This is a genomic window from Pseudomonas iranensis (assembly GCF_014268585.2).
GTDB classification, from domain to species: Bacteria; Pseudomonadota; Gammaproteobacteria; order Pseudomonadales; family Pseudomonadaceae; genus Aquipseudomonas; species Aquipseudomonas iranensis.
The window spans coordinates 1,428,938-1,446,497 of record NZ_CP077092.1 but is presented as its reverse complement, the minus strand read 5'-3'; the positions used below and the strand labels follow the sequence as shown (position 1 = coordinate 1,446,497).

The 17,560-nt window shown below is 60.5% G+C and carries 13 protein-coding genes; 8 read left to right on the top strand and 5 right to left on the bottom strand.

The window, feature by feature from the left end; translation table 11 throughout:
- The first annotated feature begins 158 nt into the window (after nucleotides 1-158).
- The 4 genes from HU724_RS06290 to HU724_RS06275 all read left to right on the top strand — a co-directional run bounded on the left by HU724_RS06290 (nucleotide 159) and on the right by HU724_RS06275 (nucleotide 5,406).
- A complete protein-coding gene (locus HU724_RS06290) occupies nucleotides 159-2,750 on the top strand; it encodes a glycosyltransferase (protein ID WP_186569537.1) in 2,592 nt (863 codons plus the stop codon).
- A gap of 242 nt (nucleotides 2,751-2,992) precedes the next feature.
- Nucleotides 2,993-4,144 carry a succinyl-diaminopimelate desuccinylase gene (gene dapE, locus HU724_RS06285; RefSeq protein ID WP_016771486.1) on the top strand — a complete coding sequence of 384 codons (1,152 nt, stop codon included), beginning with the start codon at nucleotides 2,993-2,995 and terminating at the stop codon, nucleotides 4,142-4,144.
- Nucleotides 4,144-4,953, top strand: a complete 810-nt coding sequence (locus HU724_RS06280) for a putative RNA methyltransferase (protein ID WP_016771487.1) — start codon at nucleotides 4,144-4,146, stop codon at nucleotides 4,951-4,953. The genes dapE and HU724_RS06280 overlap by 1 nt, the downstream gene beginning before the upstream one ends.
- Before the next feature lie 75 nt (nucleotides 4,954-5,028).
- Entirely contained in the window at nucleotides 5,029-5,406 is a 378-nt protein-coding gene (locus tag HU724_RS06275) for a hypothetical protein (protein ID WP_186569536.1), read from the top strand.
- 139 nt (nucleotides 5,407-5,545) lie between these two features.
- On the opposite strand, the gene HU724_RS06270 is transcribed toward HU724_RS06275, so the two are convergent.
- Complete coding sequence (locus HU724_RS06270; protein ID WP_003222087.1) at nucleotides 5,546-5,755, bottom strand: cold-shock protein; 210 nt, start codon at nucleotides 5,753-5,755, stop codon at nucleotides 5,546-5,548.
- Nucleotides 5,756-5,991: 236 nt separating this feature from the next.
- On the opposite strand from HU724_RS06270, the gene plsB reads away from it, so the two are divergent.
- The 3 genes from plsB to HU724_RS06255 all read left to right on the top strand — a co-directional run bounded on the left by plsB (nucleotide 5,992) and on the right by HU724_RS06255 (nucleotide 9,728).
- A complete protein-coding gene (gene plsB / locus HU724_RS06265; protein WP_186569535.1) occupies nucleotides 5,992-8,493 on the top strand; it encodes a glycerol-3-phosphate 1-O-acyltransferase PlsB in 2,502 nt (833 codons plus the stop codon).
- Between the two features lie 119 nt (nucleotides 8,494-8,612).
- Nucleotides 8,613-9,011 carry a YbaY family lipoprotein gene (locus HU724_RS06260; protein WP_186569534.1) on the top strand — a complete coding sequence of 133 codons (399 nt, stop codon included), beginning with the start codon at nucleotides 8,613-8,615 and terminating at the stop codon, nucleotides 9,009-9,011.
- A gap of 27 nt (nucleotides 9,012-9,038) precedes the next feature.
- Nucleotides 9,039-9,728, top strand: a complete 690-nt coding sequence (locus HU724_RS06255; protein WP_110645885.1) for a DUF4197 domain-containing protein — start codon at nucleotides 9,039-9,041, stop codon at nucleotides 9,726-9,728.
- Here the strand turns inward: HU724_RS06255 and HU724_RS06250 are convergent.
- From HU724_RS06250 to HU724_RS06240, 3 genes are all read right to left on the bottom strand, one after another.
- A complete protein-coding gene (locus HU724_RS06250) occupies nucleotides 9,725-11,116 on the bottom strand; it encodes a Fic family protein (protein ID WP_186569533.1) in 1,392 nt (463 codons plus the stop codon). The genes HU724_RS06255 and HU724_RS06250 overlap by 4 nt on opposite strands.
- Before the next feature lie 586 nt (nucleotides 11,117-11,702).
- Nucleotides 11,703-14,771, bottom strand: coding sequence for an efflux RND transporter permease subunit (locus tag HU724_RS06245; protein ID WP_186569532.1), 3,069 nt, complete (start codon nucleotides 14,769-14,771; stop codon nucleotides 11,703-11,705).
- Between the two features lie 6 nt (nucleotides 14,772-14,777).
- Nucleotides 14,778-15,878, bottom strand: coding sequence for an efflux RND transporter periplasmic adaptor subunit (locus HU724_RS06240; protein ID WP_024011758.1), 1,101 nt, complete (start codon nucleotides 15,876-15,878; stop codon nucleotides 14,778-14,780).
- 94 nt (nucleotides 15,879-15,972) lie between these two features.
- Between HU724_RS06240 and HU724_RS06235 the strand changes: the two genes are divergently transcribed.
- Complete coding sequence (locus HU724_RS06235) at nucleotides 15,973-16,608, top strand: TetR/AcrR family transcriptional regulator (RefSeq protein ID WP_186569531.1); 636 nt, start codon at nucleotides 15,973-15,975, stop codon at nucleotides 16,606-16,608.
- Between the two features lie 107 nt (nucleotides 16,609-16,715).
- On the opposite strand, the gene HU724_RS06230 is transcribed toward HU724_RS06235, so the two are convergent.
- Nucleotides 16,716-17,498, bottom strand: coding sequence for a class I SAM-dependent methyltransferase (locus HU724_RS06230; protein WP_123443106.1), 783 nt, complete (start codon nucleotides 17,496-17,498; stop codon nucleotides 16,716-16,718).
- Nucleotides 17,499-17,560 lie beyond the last annotated feature (62 nt).

The window sequence follows — 17,560 nt, the reverse complement described above, 5'->3', positions numbered from 1 at the left end:
AGCGACAAGTGTAAGAACTTAAGTCAGAGACGGCTGCCCAACGTCAGGCATTTTCCCGTCAGTTGTACGACTGGTTAATCGCCGGTGTAGGATGCGCGCCCCTAGGGCGTCTATCCGACCGATCCTTCGTTCCACAGCCTTTGGAACCCGAAACAGCTATGTCATCGCGTAAATTTGGACTCAACCTGGTGGTGGTGCTGGCCATCGCTGCCTTGTTCACCGGTTTCTGGGCGCTGGTCAATCGCCCGGTCACGGCGCCGAACTGGCCGCAGCAAATCTCCGGCTTCTCGTATTCGCCATTCCAGCAGGGGCAATTCCCACAGAAGGATCAGTATTCGTCTGACGACGAAATGCGCCGTGACCTGGAAATCATGAGCAAGCTGACCGACAACATTCGTATCTATTCGGTCGACGGTTCGCTGGGAGACATCCCGAAACTGGCGGAGGAATTCGGCCTGCGCGTCACCCTCGGCATCTGGATCAGCCCGGACCAGGAACGCAACGAACGGGAAATCAGCAAAGCCATCGAACTGGCCAACACCTCCAGAAGCGTCGTGCGCGTGGTGGTCGGCAACGAGGCGCTGTTTCGCGAAGAGATCACCCCGGAAGCGCTGATCGTTCTGCTGGATCGGGTGCGCGCTGCGGTCAAAGTACCGGTGACCACCTCCGAGCAATGGCATATCTGGGAGAAATACCCGCAACTGGCCAAGCACGTTGACCTGATCGCCGCCCACGTCCTGCCCTACTGGGAATTCATTCCGGTGGACAAGGCCGGCCAGTTCGTCTTCGACCGCGCCCGCGATCTGAAGAAACTGTTTCCGAAAAAACCGCTGCTGCTCTCCGAGGTCGGCTGGCCGAGCAACGGTCGCATGCGCGGTGGCGCCGATGCCTCGCCGGCAGATCAGGCGATTTACCTGCGCACACTGGTCAACAAGCTCAATCGCCAGGGCTTCAACTACTTCGTGATCGAAGCGTTCGACCAGCCGTGGAAGGCCAGCGATGAAGGTTCGGTCGGCGCCTACTGGGGCGTGTTCAACGCCGCGCGCCAGCAGAAATTCAATTTCGAAGGCCCGGTGGTGGCGATTCCGCAATGGCGCGTGCTGGCCATCGGCTCGGTGGTGCTGGCGCTGCTGTCGCTGACCCTGCTGATGATCGACGGCTCGGCGCTGCGCCAGCGCGGTCGCACGTTCCTGACGTTTATCGCGTTCCTCTGCGGTTCGGTGCTGGTGTACATCGGTTACGACTACAGCCAGCAATACAGCACGTGGTTCAGCCTCACGGTCGGATTCCTCCTGGCGCTCGGTGCGCTCGGGGTGTTCATCGTCCTGCTCACCGAGGCCCATGAACTGGCCGAAGCGGTGTGGATTCACAAGCGCCGTCGGGAATTCCTGCCAGTGTTGGGCGATTCCGATTACCGACCGAAAGTCTCGATCCATGTGCCGTGCTACAACGAGCCGCCAGAGATGGTCAAACAGACCCTCGACGCACTGGCCGCACTCGATTATCCCGACTTCGAAGTCCTGATCATCGACAACAACACCAAGGACCCGGCGGTGTGGGAACCGGTGCGCGATTACTGCGCAACCCTCGGCCCGCGCTTCAAGTTCTTCCACGTATCGCCGCTGGCCGGTTTCAAGGGCGGCGCGCTGAATTACCTGATCCCGCACACAGCCAAGGATGCCGAGGTCATTGCCGTGATCGACTCCGACTACTGCGTGCACCCCAACTGGCTCAAGCACATGGTGCCGCACTTCGCCGACCCAAAAATCGCCGTAGTGCAGTCGCCGCAGGATTATCGCGACCAGAACGAAAGCACCTTCAAGAAGCTCTGCTACGCCGAATACAAGGGCTTCTTCCATATCGGCATGGTCACTCGCAACGACCGTGACGCGATCATTCAGCACGGCACCATGACCATGACCCGCCGTTCCGTGCTGGAAGAATTGGGCTGGGCTGACTGGTGCATCTGTGAAGACGCCGAGCTCGGTCTGCGCGTGTTCGAGAAGGGCCTGTCGGCGGCGTATTACCACGACAGCTACGGCAAGGGCCTGATGCCGGATACCTTCATCGACTTCAAGAAACAGCGTTTCCGCTGGGCCTATGGCGCGATCCAGATCATCAAGCGCCACACCCGCAGCCTGCTGCGCGGCAAGGACACCGAACTGACTCGCGGTCAGCGTTATCACTTCCTCGCTGGCTGGCTGCCGTGGGTCGCCGATGGCATGAACATCTTCTTCACCGTTGGCGCGCTGTTGTGGTCGGCGGCGATGATCATCGTGCCGCAACGGGTCGATCCGCCGCTGCTGATTTTCGCAATCCCGCCACTGGCGCTGTTCGTGTTCAAGGTCGGCAAGATCATCTTTCTCTATCGCCGCGCCGTCGGTGTGAATCTGAAGGATGCGTTCTGCGCGGCACTGGCCGGGCTGGCGTTGTCGCACACCATCGCCAAAGCGGTGCTGTACGGTTTCTTCACCAGCAGCATTCCGTTTTTCCGCACGCCAAAAAACGCTGACAACCACGGCTTCTGGGTGGCGATCAGCGAGGCTCGCGAAGAGTTGTTCATCATGCTGTTGCTGTGGGGCGCGGCGCTGGGGATCTTCCTCGTGCAGGGCATTCCGAGCAATGACATGCGCTTCTGGGTGACCATGCTGCTGGTGCAGTCGCTGCCGTATCTGGCTGCGCTGATCATGGCGTTCCTGTCGTCGCTGCCCAAACCTGTGGCCAAGGCTGAGCCGGCACCGGTCGTCTAAATCCGCAACGCAGCACTAAACGGCGGCCAATGGTCGCCGTTTTGCTTTAAGATAACCGCCATTTTGCGGGGCTTGGCGTGATAGCCGGTCTGACTGACCACCCCTATCCCTTGTGGGAGCGAGCCTGCTCGCGAAGGCGTTGTAACATTCAACCTTTAAGGTGCCTGGTAGACCGCTTTCGCGAGCAGGCTCGCTCCCACATTAGACGCCCAAGCTCATACCCCATGATCCCGGAGTTTTCCATGACGGCCCACGCCGACCTATCGCCGACCCTTCAACTGGCCATCGACCTGATCCGCCGTCCTTCCGTGACCCCGGTCGATGCCGACTGCCAGAAGCAGATGATGCAGCGCCTGGGCGATGCCGGTTTCACCCTGGAGCCGATGCGCATCGAAGATGTGGATAACTTCTGGGCCACTCACGGCAACAACGACGGCCCGGTGCTGTGCTTCGCCGGCCACACCGACGTGGTGCCGACCGGTCCGGTTACCGCATGGCAGATCGATCCGTTCAATGCCGTGATCGACGAACATGGCATGCTCTGCGGCCGTGGCGCGGCAGACATGAAAGGCAGCCTGGCATCGATGACAGTCGCCGCTGAACGCTTCGTCGCCGACTATCCGAATCACAAGGGCAAGGTCGCTTTCCTGATCACCAGCGATGAAGAAGGCCCGGCGCATCACGGCACCAAGGCAGTGGTCGAGCGTCTGGTCGCGCGCAACGAGCGTCTGGACTGGTGCATCGTTGGCGAGCCGTCGAGCACCACGCTGGTCGGCGATGTGGTGAAAAACGGCCGTCGCGGCTCCCTCGGCGCCAAGCTGACGGTCAAAGGCGTGCAGGGCCACGTGGCCTATCCGCATCTGGCGAAGAACCCGATCCACCTCGCCGCTCCGGCGCTGGCAGAGCTGGCCGCCGAGCACTGGGACCACGGCAACGATTTCTTCCCGCCGACCAGTTTCCAGATTTCCAACCTCAATTCCGGCACCGGCGCGACCAACGTGATCCCGGGTGATCTGGTGGCGGTGTTCAACTTCCGTTTCTCCACCGAATCGACCGTCGAAGGCCTGCAGAAACGCGTTGCCGATATTCTCGACAAGCATGGCCTGGACTGGCACATCGACTGGGCGCTGTCCGGCCTGCCATTCCTCACCGAACCGGGCGCGCTGCTCGATGCGGTGTCGTCGAGCATCAAGGACATCACCGGTCGCGAAACCAAGGCATCGACCAGCGGCGGCACCTCCGATGGCCGCTTCATCGCGACCATGGGCACGCAAGTGGTTGAACTGGGCCCGGTCAACGCGACCATCCACCAGGTCAACGAGCGCGTGCTGGCAGCCGATCTCGACGTGCTGACGGAAATCTATTACCAGACCCTGATCAAGTTGCTCGCCTGATGCTCGCGTGCCCGATCTGCAGTGAGCCGCTCAATGCGGTAGAGAACGGCGTGGTCTGCCCCGCCGGGCATCGGTTTGACCGTGCGCGTCAGGGTTATCTGAACCTGTTGCCGGTGCAGCACAAGAACAGCCGCGACCCGGGCGACAATCAAGCGATGGTCGAGGCGCGGCGTGATTTCCTCAACGCCGGGCACTACGCGCCAGTTGCCAGGCGTCTGGCTGAATTGGCGGCGAGTTATGCGCCGGAGCGCTGGGTCGACATCGGTTGTGGCGAGGGTTACTACACCGCGCAAATCGCCGAGGCTTTGCCCAATGCTGACGGCTACGCGCTGGACATTTCCCGCGAAGCCGTCAAACGCGCCTGCAAGCGCAACCCGGCGATTACCTGGTTGATCGCCAGCATGGCCCGCGTGCCATTGGCTTCAGGCAGTTGCCAGTTTCTCGCCAGCGTCTTCAGTCCGCTGGATTGGGAGGAAGCCAAGCGTCTGCTCAGCGTCGGCGGTGGGCTGATGAAAGTCGGCCCGACCCGTGGCCATCTGATGGAATTGCGCGAACGCCTGTACGACGAAGTGCGCGAGTACACCGACGACAAGCACCTGGCCCTGGTGCCGGCAGGCATGGCCTTGGCGCACAGCGAAACCCTGGAATTCAAGCTGACCCTGGACAAGCCCGAGGACCGCGCCAACCTGTTGGCGATGACGCCTCACGGCTGGCGTGCCAGTGCCGAGCGTCGTGCGGCGGTGATCGAGCAGGCCGAGCCGTTCGAGACCACCGTGTCGATGCGCTACGATTATTTCGTTCTTCAATAACTTTTGGTCTCGGGCAAAGGCCCGGGGCCGGCTAAATCCGCGAATGGATTTTTCAGACCCGCAGTGAGGACATCCATGCGCCAACCGGACATCGAGATTTACCTGAAAGACGCCGACGTCGACCACAAGGCCATCGCCGCCTGGCTCGGCCAAGCGCTGGGCCCGTGCAGCGACTGGGTGCAGAAAGGCCAGACGTACAAGTGCAAGGCCGGCAACGTGCCGGTGACCTGGCTGCCGAAAGCCGTGGGCAAATGGAACAGCCTGTTCCTGGAAAGCGACCAGACCCCCTGGGACGACGACATCGCCTGCGCCCGCGCAGCCTTCGCGGCACTGAACGTCGAAGTGCGTTGTGCACCCGGGACGTGGGTCGAAGAAGAAGGTGAAGAAACCGCCGACCGCTGGATTCGCATCAGTGCCGATGGTGAAGAAGAAATTACCTGGAAGACCGCGTAACCACGGGCAACGTAGAGTCCACGTGGGAGCGAGCCTGCTCGCGAATGCGCAGTGTCAGTCGATATGAATGGTGACTGATACACCGCATTCGCGAGCAGGCTCGCTCCCACAGTGGTTTTTGGCGTTCTGGAGGTTTGTGTTACAGGCCTACAACATCCTCAGCCTGCAACCCCTTCTCGCCGGTGACCACCGCGTACTCAACCTGCTGACCTTCAGTCAGCGAGCGGTGCCCTTCGCCGCGTATCGCGCGGTAGTGCACGAACACGTCCACGCCGTCGTCGCGCTGGATAAAGCCATAGCCTTTGGCGTCGTTGAACCACTTCACGTTGCCGGTTTCGCGTGTTGCCATCTGTTCATACTCCTTTTTTATTATTGAACGGGCTTTTCGCAGGAAAGCCTTCGAGGAACGTCAGCCTGCGTCCGACGTCCATGACAGGGCACCGGCAACAGAGCGCCGAGTATATGACAGGTGAAGAAACTCTCAACAGGAGATTACTTCGGCGCTTTTTTGCCGATTTTCGCCTAATACGGCAAACTGTCCGCCCCGAGCGCCTGCTCGGTTTTATTCACTCACGCAGAAGCCGTATGACCCGTTCCCCGTTCCGCCGTCTTGTGTTTGGCACCCTGCGCCGCCTGTTGTATCTCTGGGTTCGCTCCGAGACCATCAATCAGTCGTCGTTCACCCTCAACCTCGACCGCAGTCGTCCGGTGTTCTACGTCCTGCAAAACCCGTCACTGACCGATCTGGCGGTGGTTGACACCGAGTGCACCAAGGCCGGTCTGCCACGCCCGGTGCTGGCGGTATCGGTGGGTGCGCTGATCGAGCCGGCGGCGTTTTTCTATTTGACGCCGGACCCGGACTGGCTTGGCCGCCAGGACAAACGCGGCGCGCCGCCGACTCTCACCCGTCTGGTCAGCGCGCTGACTCAGAATGCTGCCGAAGACGCGCAGATCATTCCGGTCAGCGTGTTCTGGGGCCAGTCCCCAGACAGCGAAAACAGTCCGTGGAAACTGTTGTTCGCCGACAGCTGGGCAGTCACCGGCCGTCTGCGCCGGCTGCTGAGCATCATCGTCCTCGGGCGTAAAACCCGCGTGCAGTTTTCCGCGCCGATCCACCTGCGCGAACTGATCGATCACAATAAGGGCCACGAGCGCACCGTGCGCATGGCCCAGCGCATCCTGCGCGTGCACTTCCGCAACCTCAAAGCTGCGGTGATCGGCCCGGACATCTCTCACCGGCGCAATCTGGTCAAAGGCCTGCTCAACCAGCCACTGGTCAAACAGGCGATCCTCGAGGAGGCCGAGCGCGAAAAAATCTCGCCGGAAAAAGCCAAGGCCCAGGCCCTGCGCTACGGCAACGAGATCGCCTCGGACTACACCTACACCGCGATCCGTTTTCTCGAAGTGGTGCTGAGCTGGTTCTGGAATAAGATCTACGACGGCATCAAGGTCAACCACATCGAGGGCGTGCAGAACGTCGCGCAAGGTCACGAAGTGATCTACGTGCCGTGCCACCGCAGCCACATCGATTACTTGCTGCTCTCGTATCTGCTGTTCCGCAACGGCCTGACCCCGCCGCACATTGCCGCCGGGATCAACCTGAACATGCCGGTGATCGGCAGCCTGCTGCGTCGCGGCGGTGCGTTTTTCATGCGCCGCACCTTCAAGGGCAATCCGTTGTACACCTCGGTGTTCAACGAATACCTGCACACCCTGTTCACCAAAGGTTTCCCGGTCGAGTATTTCGTCGAGGGCGGTCGCTCGCGCACCGGGCGCATGCTGCAACCGAAAACCGGCATGCTCGCGATCACCCTGCGCAGTTTCCTGCGTTCGTCGCGGATGCCGATCGTCTTCGTGCCGGTGTACATCGGATACGAGCGCGTGCTCGAAGGCCGCACCTACCTCGGCGAACTGCGTGGGGCGAGCAAGAAAAAAGAATCGATCTTCGATATTTTCAAAGTGATCGGCGCGCTCAAGCAGCGTTTCGGTCAGGTCGCGGTCAACTTCGGTGAGCCGATCAAACTGGCCGAATTCCTCGACGCCGAGCAACCGGACTGGCGCCAGCAGGAGCTCGGCCCGCAGTTCAAACCGGCGTGGCTCAACGAAACCACCAACCGCCTCGGCGAGAAAGTCGCCCGGCACCTCAACGAAGCGGCGGCGATCAATCCAGTGAATCTGGTGGCGTTGGCTCTGCTGTCGACCACGCGTCTGGCCCTGGATGATCGGGCCATGGCGCGGGTGCTTGACTTGTATCTCGCGCTGCTGCGCAAGGTCCCGTATTCGCCACACACCACCTTGCCGGAAGGCGATGGCCGGGCGCTGATCGAGCATGTGAAAGACATGGATCTGCTCGCCGAGCAGAACGATGCGCTGGGCAAGATTCTCTATCTGGACGAGCAGAACGCGGTCCTGATGACCTACTACCGCAACAACGTCCTGCACATTTTCGCTCTGCCGTCGTTGCTGGCGAGTTTCTTCCAGAGCACCTCGCGCATGAGCCGCGAGCAGATCCTGCGCTACACCCGCGCGCTGTATCCGTACCTGCAATCGGAGCTGTTCATCCGCTGGAGTCTGGACGAACTTGATGCCGTGATCGATCAGTGGCTGGAAGCGTTCGTCGAGCAGGGCCTGCTGCGTTTCGAGAAGGACGTTTACATGCGCCCGGCGCCGAGTTCGCGGCATTTCGTGCTGCTGACGCTGCTGTCGAAAAGCATCGCGCAGACCTTGCAGCGCTTCTACATGACCGTGTCCCTGCTGCTCAACAGCGGCCAGAACAGCATCAGCGCCGAAGAGCTGGAAGACCTCTGCACAGTGATGGCCCAGCGCCTGTCGATCCTCCACGGTTTGAACGCCCCAGAGTTTTTCGACAAGAGTCTGTTCCGCCACTTCATCCAGACCCTGCTCGAACTCGACGTCCTGCGCCGCGACGAAGCCGGCAAGCTCAGCTATCACGAACTGCTCGGCGAGCTGGCCGAAGGCGCGGCCAAACGCGTGCTGCCGGCGGAGATTCGCCTGTCGATCCGCCAGGTCGCGCTGCACCGCAGTGAAGATGCGGCGGATCAGATCACGCCACAGCCTGAGCCTTGAAGCCTTACCCCTGTGGGAGCGAGCCTGCTCGCGAAGACGGAGTGTCAGTCGCCATTTATTTTGACTGATCCAGCGCTTTCGCGAGCAGGCTCGCTCCCACATCGAAAGGAGATTCACCCATGAAAAAACTGCTAACCCTCGCTGCCGCCACCCTGCTCAGCGCCTGCCAATCAACCACACCCGCCGGCAAGGCCAGCCTCGACGGCGAAGTCTTCTACCTGCAACGCATCGCCCTGCCCCCGAGCGCGACCCTGAGCGTCAGCCTGCAAGATGTGTCGCTGGCCGATGCGCCGGCCTTCGTCCTCGCCGAACAGAAAGGCCCGATCAAAGGCCAGGTGCCGCTGCCGTTTCATTTGAGCTACGATCCGGCGCAGGTCAAATCCGGCCACCGTTACTCGGTCAGCGCGCGCATTGAAGTCAACGGCGAGCTGATGTTCATCACCACCGAAAACCACGCCGTGCAACTCGACGGCAACGACCCGCAGCCGCTGAAAATTCGCGTCGACGCCGTTCGTTAATCCATTTTTCGCCACAAGGAAGCCGCCATGCGCCGCCCTACCCTTCGCTTCGCCGCCGCCTGCGCCGGCCTGCTGATCTCCGCCAACGCCTTGGCCTTGTCGCTCAACGACCTGTCGCAACAAGACGCCACCGGCGGCCTCAAGGACGCCCTGACCCAAGGCGCACAGATCGCCGTGAAGCAACTCGGCACCCCGGGCGGCTTCAGCAATAACCCCGAAGTGAAAATCGAACTGCCGGGCAAACTCGGCAAAGCCGCGAGCAAGATGAAAGCCTTCGGCATGGGCGCCCAGGTCGAAGAACTGGAAACCGCAATGAACAAAGCCGCCGAATCCGCCGTGACCCAAGCCCAGCCCATCCTCGTCGATGCAGTGAAGAAAATGAGCGTGGCCGACGCCAAAGGCATCCTCAGCGGCGGCAACGATTCGGCGACCCAATACCTGAACAAATCCAGCCGCGAACAGATCCGCGCGAAATTCCTGCCCATCGTCAAACAAGCCACCGACAAGGTCGGCGTCGCGCAGAAGTACAATTCATTTGCAGGTCAAGCTGCGGCTTTCGGTGTCGTCGACGCCAAGAGCGCCAACGTTGAAAGCTACGTCACCGAACAGGCACTCAATGGTTTGTTCGAGATGATCGGCAAGCAGGAAGAAACAATTCGTCAGAACCCGGCCGCTGCGGCGACGAGTCTGGCGAAGAAGGTGTTTGGTACGCTTTAAGTCGTTACAACATGGGGGCGATTCAATTCGCTCCCATGCTTGCCTCCACGTAGAGAACTACGTAAAAAAAACACCCACTCCCGCCCCATCTTCCTTCTCTCAAAAAGCTGCAATTGGTCCAGCCCTTCCAGAATCGACGCCGCCTCGCTACCCGAGCAGGAAAAATTTTCCGCGACATTGCTCGCCGTAAACTCCTTCGCCTCCCCGCTTTTAGCCACCTGATAAACCGCGCGCTGCCGTTCCGTCAGTTGAGCAATTACGCCAGAGCTCGTCAGCCAGCGCTCAAAGTCCTGAGTGTCTGCCAGACTCTTGCGGTACACAGTTATAAAACCGACCACGGCTCGCAAAATCACCGCGCATTGAAACTCGATGAAATAAGTCAGATCCAGCTCATCTGCCTCGGTGTGCAGGTAGGAGCGTCCGTATTTCACCGGTGCATTGCGCAGCAACAGACTGATCGCAATGTAGCGAAACGCCGCGAACTCATGTTTGAACATGAACCAGTAAAACAAGGCTCTCGCGACCCGCCCGTTACCGTCGCGAAATGGATGTTCATAACCCATGGCGAAATGCAGCGTCACGGCCTTGATCAGTGGATGCAGATAATTTTTGTCCAGAATCGAGGCAGCGGGCCGGTTGATCCAGGCGGACAACCTCGCCAACCGCGCAACCAATCCTGGAGCAGGAGGTGGTCGGTGCACGGTGTTGCCTGAACCATCCTGAACAACCACCTCATCATTGGTCCGGAACAATCCGGGGGAATACTGCTCGTCGTCGATCCCCTCCACACCCACTCGATGGATCTCTGCAATCAGCTCAATGCTCAGAGGTTCATAACGCTTTTCCCAAGCGAAATTCATCATTCGATAATTACCCATTACCATGCGCTCATCCGGCGTCCGCGGCTGGCGCTGATGCTTGAGCATGTCCTTGGCAACACGAGTAGTGGTCGCCGCGCCCTCCAACTGGCTACTGGCGATGGCTTCGTCTTCGATCAGGTCATTGAGCAGACAGGAGAAATGCGCCCGCTCGCCGATCTGACTGGTCATGTAATCCAGCGCGGCCGTACTGGCGTAACGATCCACCACAGCCAAGGTTTTCTGCGCCAACGGCGTTGGCACGTATTTGCCCCACTGCACCGGCTCGCCCAACGGCAACAAATGAATGTACTGGGCCGCCCGCGCCTTCTTCACCAACGCCCAACAAAGATTCGCGTCCAACCCTGCCGCCCAGCGATAGCGCAACGCCTCGAATGGCAGATAGCGCCCCTGATCATCGAGCGGCTTGAGCAGCGCCAGATAATCCGCAAGTCGTTGCTTGTGGGGCGAGCGGGCCAACAGTTCGAAAACAGGATCCGTTCTGCCGGCTAATGTCGGTGGTTTCTTCATCAGACAGACTCAAGGACTCGGAAAGGCAGAACCCGGAGTACAGCATTGGACGGCCAGCGCCTCAAGATCGGAGGACTCTGAAAAAGCTGTAGGAAGGCAGCGTGAATTGGCGATTCGAAATGAATTGGCTGTCAGACCGCCTTCGCGAGCAGGCTCGCTCCCACAAAAGCAAAAGCAAAGCAGCGCAGCTGCCTGCGGCAAAGCCGCCCCACTCAACAATGAGCGCAAGCTCGAGTGCTCTTGATCTTGATCCACCGGCGACATCGGAAGGCTGAGTGGAGGGATTGATCCGGGCGTGAGAGCGCAGCGACCGTCTGGCGCAGCCAGACACAGCGCAAGGAGGTGCAGCGAAGCAAACCGTAGCCGCTGCGCCCGGATCGATCCCGCAGCGAAGGAACCCGAGCCTGCGAGGGCCGAACGCAGGAGCAAGCCTTTTTGGGTACTTTTTTCTGGGCCGGCATTCCGGGCGTCTGGAAAAAGTGCCTCACCGTAAGGGCGAAACCGCCAGCCGCAACACCCACAGCAACGGATATACACCCAAAACCCCAAGTCATGGTCGGCCCGAAGGCCGCCACGACAAAGAAACTCAAGCCTCCTTACGCACCCGAAACCAGGCCGCATACAACGCCGGCAAAAACAACAGCGTCAGCGCAGTCGCAACAATCAACCCGCCCATGATCGCCACCGCCATCGGCCCGAAAAACACACTGCGCGACAGCGGAATCATCGCCAGCACCGCCGCCAGCGCCGTCAACACAATCGGCCGGAACCGCCGAACCGTAGCCTCGATAATCGCCTGCCAGGGCCTGAGCCCCGAAGCGATATCCTGCTCGATCTGATCGACCAGAATCACCGAATTGCGCATGATCATCCCGGACAACGCAATGGTCCCGAGCATCGCCACAAACCCGAACGGCTGCCGGAACACCATCAGAAACAGGGTCACCCCGATCAAGCCCAACGGCGCCGTCAGAAACACCATCGCCGTGCGCGAGAAACTGCGCAACTGCACCATCAGCAAGGTCAGCACCACGACAATGAACATCGGTACCCCGGCATTCACCGACTTCTGCCCGCGCTCGGAGTCCTCCACCGTGCCACCGACATCCAGCAGATAACCATCGGGCAACTCAGCGCGAATCGGGTCCAGCGTCGGCATGATCTGCTTGACCAGCGTCGCCGGCTGCTCCTTGCCATAAATGTCAGCGCGTACCGTCACGTTTGGCAGCCGATTGCGGTGCCAGATGATGCCTTCCTCGAAGCCATATTCCAGCGTGGCAATCTGCGACAACGCCACACTGCGACCGTTATCGGTCGGCACCGCCAGGCTCGGCAACAACGACAATTCAGTGCGCTCGTGCACGGTGCCGCGCAGCAGAATCTCGATCAACTCGTTGTCTTCGCGGTACTGGCTGACCGTCGAGCCGACCAGCGAACTCTGCAGGAATTTCGCCAGATTGGCCGTGCTCACACCAAGCGCACGGGCGCGATCCTGATCGATGTTCAGATAAACAACTTTGCTCGGCTCCTCCCAGTCCAGATGCACGTTGACCACATGCGGATTCTCGCGAACCTTCGCTGCCACCTTGCGCGCCAACGCACGGACTTCTTCGATGTGCTCGCCAGTGACGCGGAACTGCACCGGATAGCCAACCGGCGGGCCGTTTTCCAAGCGAGTGACCCGCGAACGCAGGGCCGGGAATTGTTCGTTGAGGGTTTCGATCAACCAGCTGCGCAGCGCTTCACGCTCTTCAATGGTTTTCGCCAACACCACGAACTGGGCAAAACTCGCCGCCGGCAGTTGCTGATCCAGCGGCAGGTAGAAACGCGGCGAGCCGGTACCGACGTAGGCCACGTAATTGTCGATGCCGGCGTGCTCCTTGAGCAGCGCTTCGAGGCGTTTGACTTCACTGGTGGTGTTGGCCAGCGAAACACCTTCGGCCAGTTTCAGGTCGACCATCAACTCCAGCCGGTTCGAAGCCGGGAAGAACTGCTGCGGGACGAAACGGAACAACATCACCGAGGCGATAAACAGGCCCACGGTGAGCACGATCACCGTCTTGCGATGGGCCACGCACCACTCCACCAGACGCCGCACGCGCTGATAAAACGGCGTGGCATACGGATCCGGCTGACCATCGCCAGTACCGTGTTTTGCCGCGTGAATTTTCGCCAGATCCGGCAGGAGTTTTTCCCCCAGATACGGCACGAACATCACCGCCGCGACCCATGAGGCGAGCAAGGCAATGGTCACCACCTGGAAAATCGAACGGGTGTATTCGCCGGTGCCGGACTGCGCAGTGGCAATCGGCAGGAAGCCGGCGGCGGTGATCAACGTGCCGGTGAGCATCGGGAAAGCGGTGCTGGTCCAGGCATAACTCGCCGCGCGAATGCGGTCGAAGCCCTGCTCCATTTTGATCGCCATCATTTCCACGGCAATGATCGCGTCATCCACCAGAAGCCCCAGCGCCAGCACCAGCGCACCGAGGGAAATCTTGTGCAGGCCGATGCCGAGGTAATACATGCAGGCGAAGGTCATCGCCAGCACCAGCGGAATGGTCAGTGCGACGACCATGCCAGTGCGCACGCCGAGGGAGAAGAAACTCACCAGCAAGACGATCGCCAGCGCTTCGACCAACACCTGAACGAACTCGCCGACGCCGGTTTTTACCGCTGCCGGCTGATCGGACACCTTGCGCAACTGCATGCCGGCCGGGAGGTTTTTCTGGATCCGCGAGAACTCGCCTTCCAGCGCCTTGCCCAGCACCAGAATGTCGCCGCCATCCTTCATCGCCACGGCCAGACCGATCGCATCGTCGCCCATGAAACGCATGCGCGGCGCCGGTGGATCGCTGAAACCGCGACGCACATCGGCGATATCGGAGATACGGAACGTACGATCGGCGACGCGGATCGGAAAGTTCTTTATCTCATCGACTGTTTGAAAATTCCCCGAGACGCGCAGCTGCAAGCGCTCGCTGCCGGTTTCGAAGAACCCCGCAGTGGACACCGCGTTCTGTTCCTCCAGCGCCTGCTGCACCGCCTCCAGCGGCAGGCCAAGCGTGGCGAGTTTGACGTTGGACAGCTCGACCCAGATTTTCTCGTCCTGCAACCCAAGCAGTTCGACCTTGCCGACATCCTTGACCCGTTGCAGCTGGATCTGGATGCGGTCGGCGTAATCCTTGAGCACGGCGTAGTCGAAACCGTCGCCGGTCAACGCATAGATATTGCCGAAGGTGGTGCCGAACTCATCGTTGAAGAACGGCCCCTGAATTCCCGGCGGCAGGGTCTGGCGAATGTCGCCGACCTTCTTGCGCAATTGGTACCAGAGGTCGGGGATGTCCTTGGAGTGCATCGAATCGCGGGCAATGAAAGTGACCTGGGACTCACCGGGGCGGGAGAACGACATGATGCGTTCGTACTCGCCGGTTTCCATCAGTTTCTTTTCGATCCGTTCAGTAACCTGGCGCGAGACTTCCTGCGCGGTCGCACCGGGCCAGCGGGTCTGAATGACCATCGCCTTGAAAGTGAACGGCGGGTCTTCACTCTGGCCGAGTTTGGTGTAGGACAACGCGCCGACAACGGCGAGCAAAAGCATCAGGAACAGTACGATCTGGCGATTACGCAACGCCCATTCGGAGAGGTTGAAGCGCATCGGGGCTTACTCCTTGTTCGCCAGATTGACCACACGGTTGGAGCGATCCACTGGTCGCACCTGCTGGCCGTCGAGCAATACGTGAACGCCGGCAGCCACCACCCAGTCGCTGGCATTCAAGCCTTCGAGCACCGCCACGCTTTTCTCGCCGAACGGACCGACCCGTACCGGAGTTTTCTTCAACGTGTTGTTGCCGTTGACCACCCAGACGTAGGTCGCGCCGTTTTCAGCGGTCAGCGCGGAAAGCGGTATCGACAGCGAGACACTGTCAGCCGCTTGCACGAACACCCGTGCGCTCTGCCCCAGTTCGGCCGGAACTTTGCCGCTGGTGAACGAGATACGCGCAGCAAAAGTGCGTGAGCGCGGATCGGCGGAGGGCGACAACTCGCGGATCTGTCCGGCGAAGCGCTGATTCTGCTGTGCCCACAATTCCACGGTAACCGGCTGACCGACCTTGAAGCGGCCGAAGCTTTGCTCCGGCAGGCTGATCAGTACTTCGCGCTCACCATCGGTGGCGAGTGTAAACACGGTTTGCCCGGCAGCGACCACCTGACCGACTTCCACCGAACGCTTGGCCACCACACCGTCCTGTGGCGCACGCAGCACCGCGTAACTGGCCTGGTTGGTCGAAACGTTGAATTCGGCTTTGATTTGTTTAAGGCGGGCTTCGCCAGAGCGATATAGATTTTCGGCGTTGTCGTAAGCCGAGCGGCTGACCATCTGCCGATCCATCAGGGTTTTGTAGCGATCGCGCTCGGCGCGCACCAGGTTCAGATTGGCCTCGGCGGCGGCAACCTGCGCGCGGGTGGCTTCCAGCTGCAGGCGCACATCCTGCGGATCGAGTTCGGCCAAGGGCTGATCGGCTTTGACGCGCTGGCCTTCGTCGACCAGTCGTCGGCTGACTTTGCCGCCGATGCGGAACGCCAGATCAGGCTCATAACGGGCTCGCACCTCGCCCGGATAACTTTCCATCGCCTGCGCCGAAGGCTCGGGCTGTACCACCATGGCCGGGCGTACGGTGACTTTGGTCACCTCTTCCTGACCGCACGCCGATAACAGGAACGCCAGACTGACTGGCACGGCAAAGGACAACGCATGGCGGAACATGGTGACGGACCTTTCGCGAATGAGGCTTGGAATATTTATACTGGCGGGTATGGTATTAATAGCAAACTCACCAGTCCAGTATTAAAAGCGAAGAATGTCGAACAATCTTTCAGCTCCAAACGGCCCGGGCCGCCCCAAGGATCTGGCCAAACGCCAGGCGATCCTCGATGCGGCGAAAACCCTGTTTCTCAGCCATGGCTACGCCAACACCAGCATGGATGCGGTTGCCAGCGAGGCCGGCGTGTCGAAGCTGACGGTCTACAGCCATTTCAACGACAAGGAGACGCTGTTCTCCGCTGCCGTCGTCGCGAAATGCGAGGAACAATTGCCACCGCTGTTCTTCGAATTGCCGGACGGCATCGCGGTGGAAAATGTATTGCTGAACATTGCCCGAGGCTTCCACCAACTGATCAACAGCGATGAATCGGTGAACCTGCACCGCCTGATCATGGCGCTGGGCAGTCAGGACCCGAAGCTGTCACTGATCTTCTTCGAGGCCGGCCCAGAGCGCGTGGTCAACGGCATGGAAGGTCTGCTGGCGAAAATCCATGCAACCGGCGCGCTGAGCATCGACCAGCCACGCAACGCCGCCGAGCATTTCTTCTGCCTGATCAAAGGCGCGGGGAATTTCCGTTTGTTGTACGGCTGCGGCGAGCCGCTGACCGGAGAGGCAGCGGAGCGGCATGTGCGGGAGGTGGTGGGGTTGTTTATGCGGGCGTACAAACCCTGACAGTTTTGCGGTGCTTGTGCAGACCGCTTCGCGAGCAGGCTCGCTCCCACACTGGAATGCATTTCAACTGTGGGAGCGAGCCTGCTCGCGAACGGGGCGACGCGCTCTCAGGGTTTGAGCGCTTTCTTGGGATAAATGTCATACCGGCTCGATTTGCCATCCAGCGCATGGCTCGGTTTCGGTCCCTCGATGCACGGTGCCTTGCGCGGGCGCTTGACCACCACCCGGTGCGTGGCCAGCGCCAGTGCGGCTTCGAGCAGGGCCGGGGCATCCGGGTCATCGCCCACCAGCGGGCGGAAAAGGCGCATTTCCTTTTTCACCAGCGCGGTTTTCTCACGATGCGGGAACATCGGGTCGAGATAGATCACCTGCGGCGCCTCCCCTTCCCAACTGCGCATCACTTCGATGGAGTTGCCCTTGAGCAATTTCATCCGCGCCACGATCGGCGCTACATCGAAATCTTCTGCCGCCCGGGCCAGGCCGTCCTCAAGCAGTGCGCCGATCAGCGGCTGACGCTCGATCAGGCTCATTTCACAACCGAGACTGGCCAGCACAAACGCATCCTTGCCCAAGCCCGCCGTGGCATCCAGCACCCGCGGGCGCACGCCTTGGGCGATGCCGACAGCCTTGGCAATCATCTGTCCGCTGCCGCCGCCATACAAACGACGATGCGCCGCGCCGCCCTCGACGAAGTCGACCCGCACAGGTCCCGGGGCATCCGGGCCGAGTTGCTGCAACTGCAAACCCTGCTCGCCGACCTGCAAGGCGAACTCGCCGTCCGCCTCGCCGAGCGGCAGGCCGAGACGTTCGGCCCAGTGTGCGGCTTGCGTTTGAAACGCTGGGGCGAGGGCCTGGACATGGATGCGGCAGGCCGCGGGTGACTCGATCATGAAAAAACGCTCAAAAAAGTTAAGGATCGACAAAAACCGCCGATAAACCATTCAACGCGCAT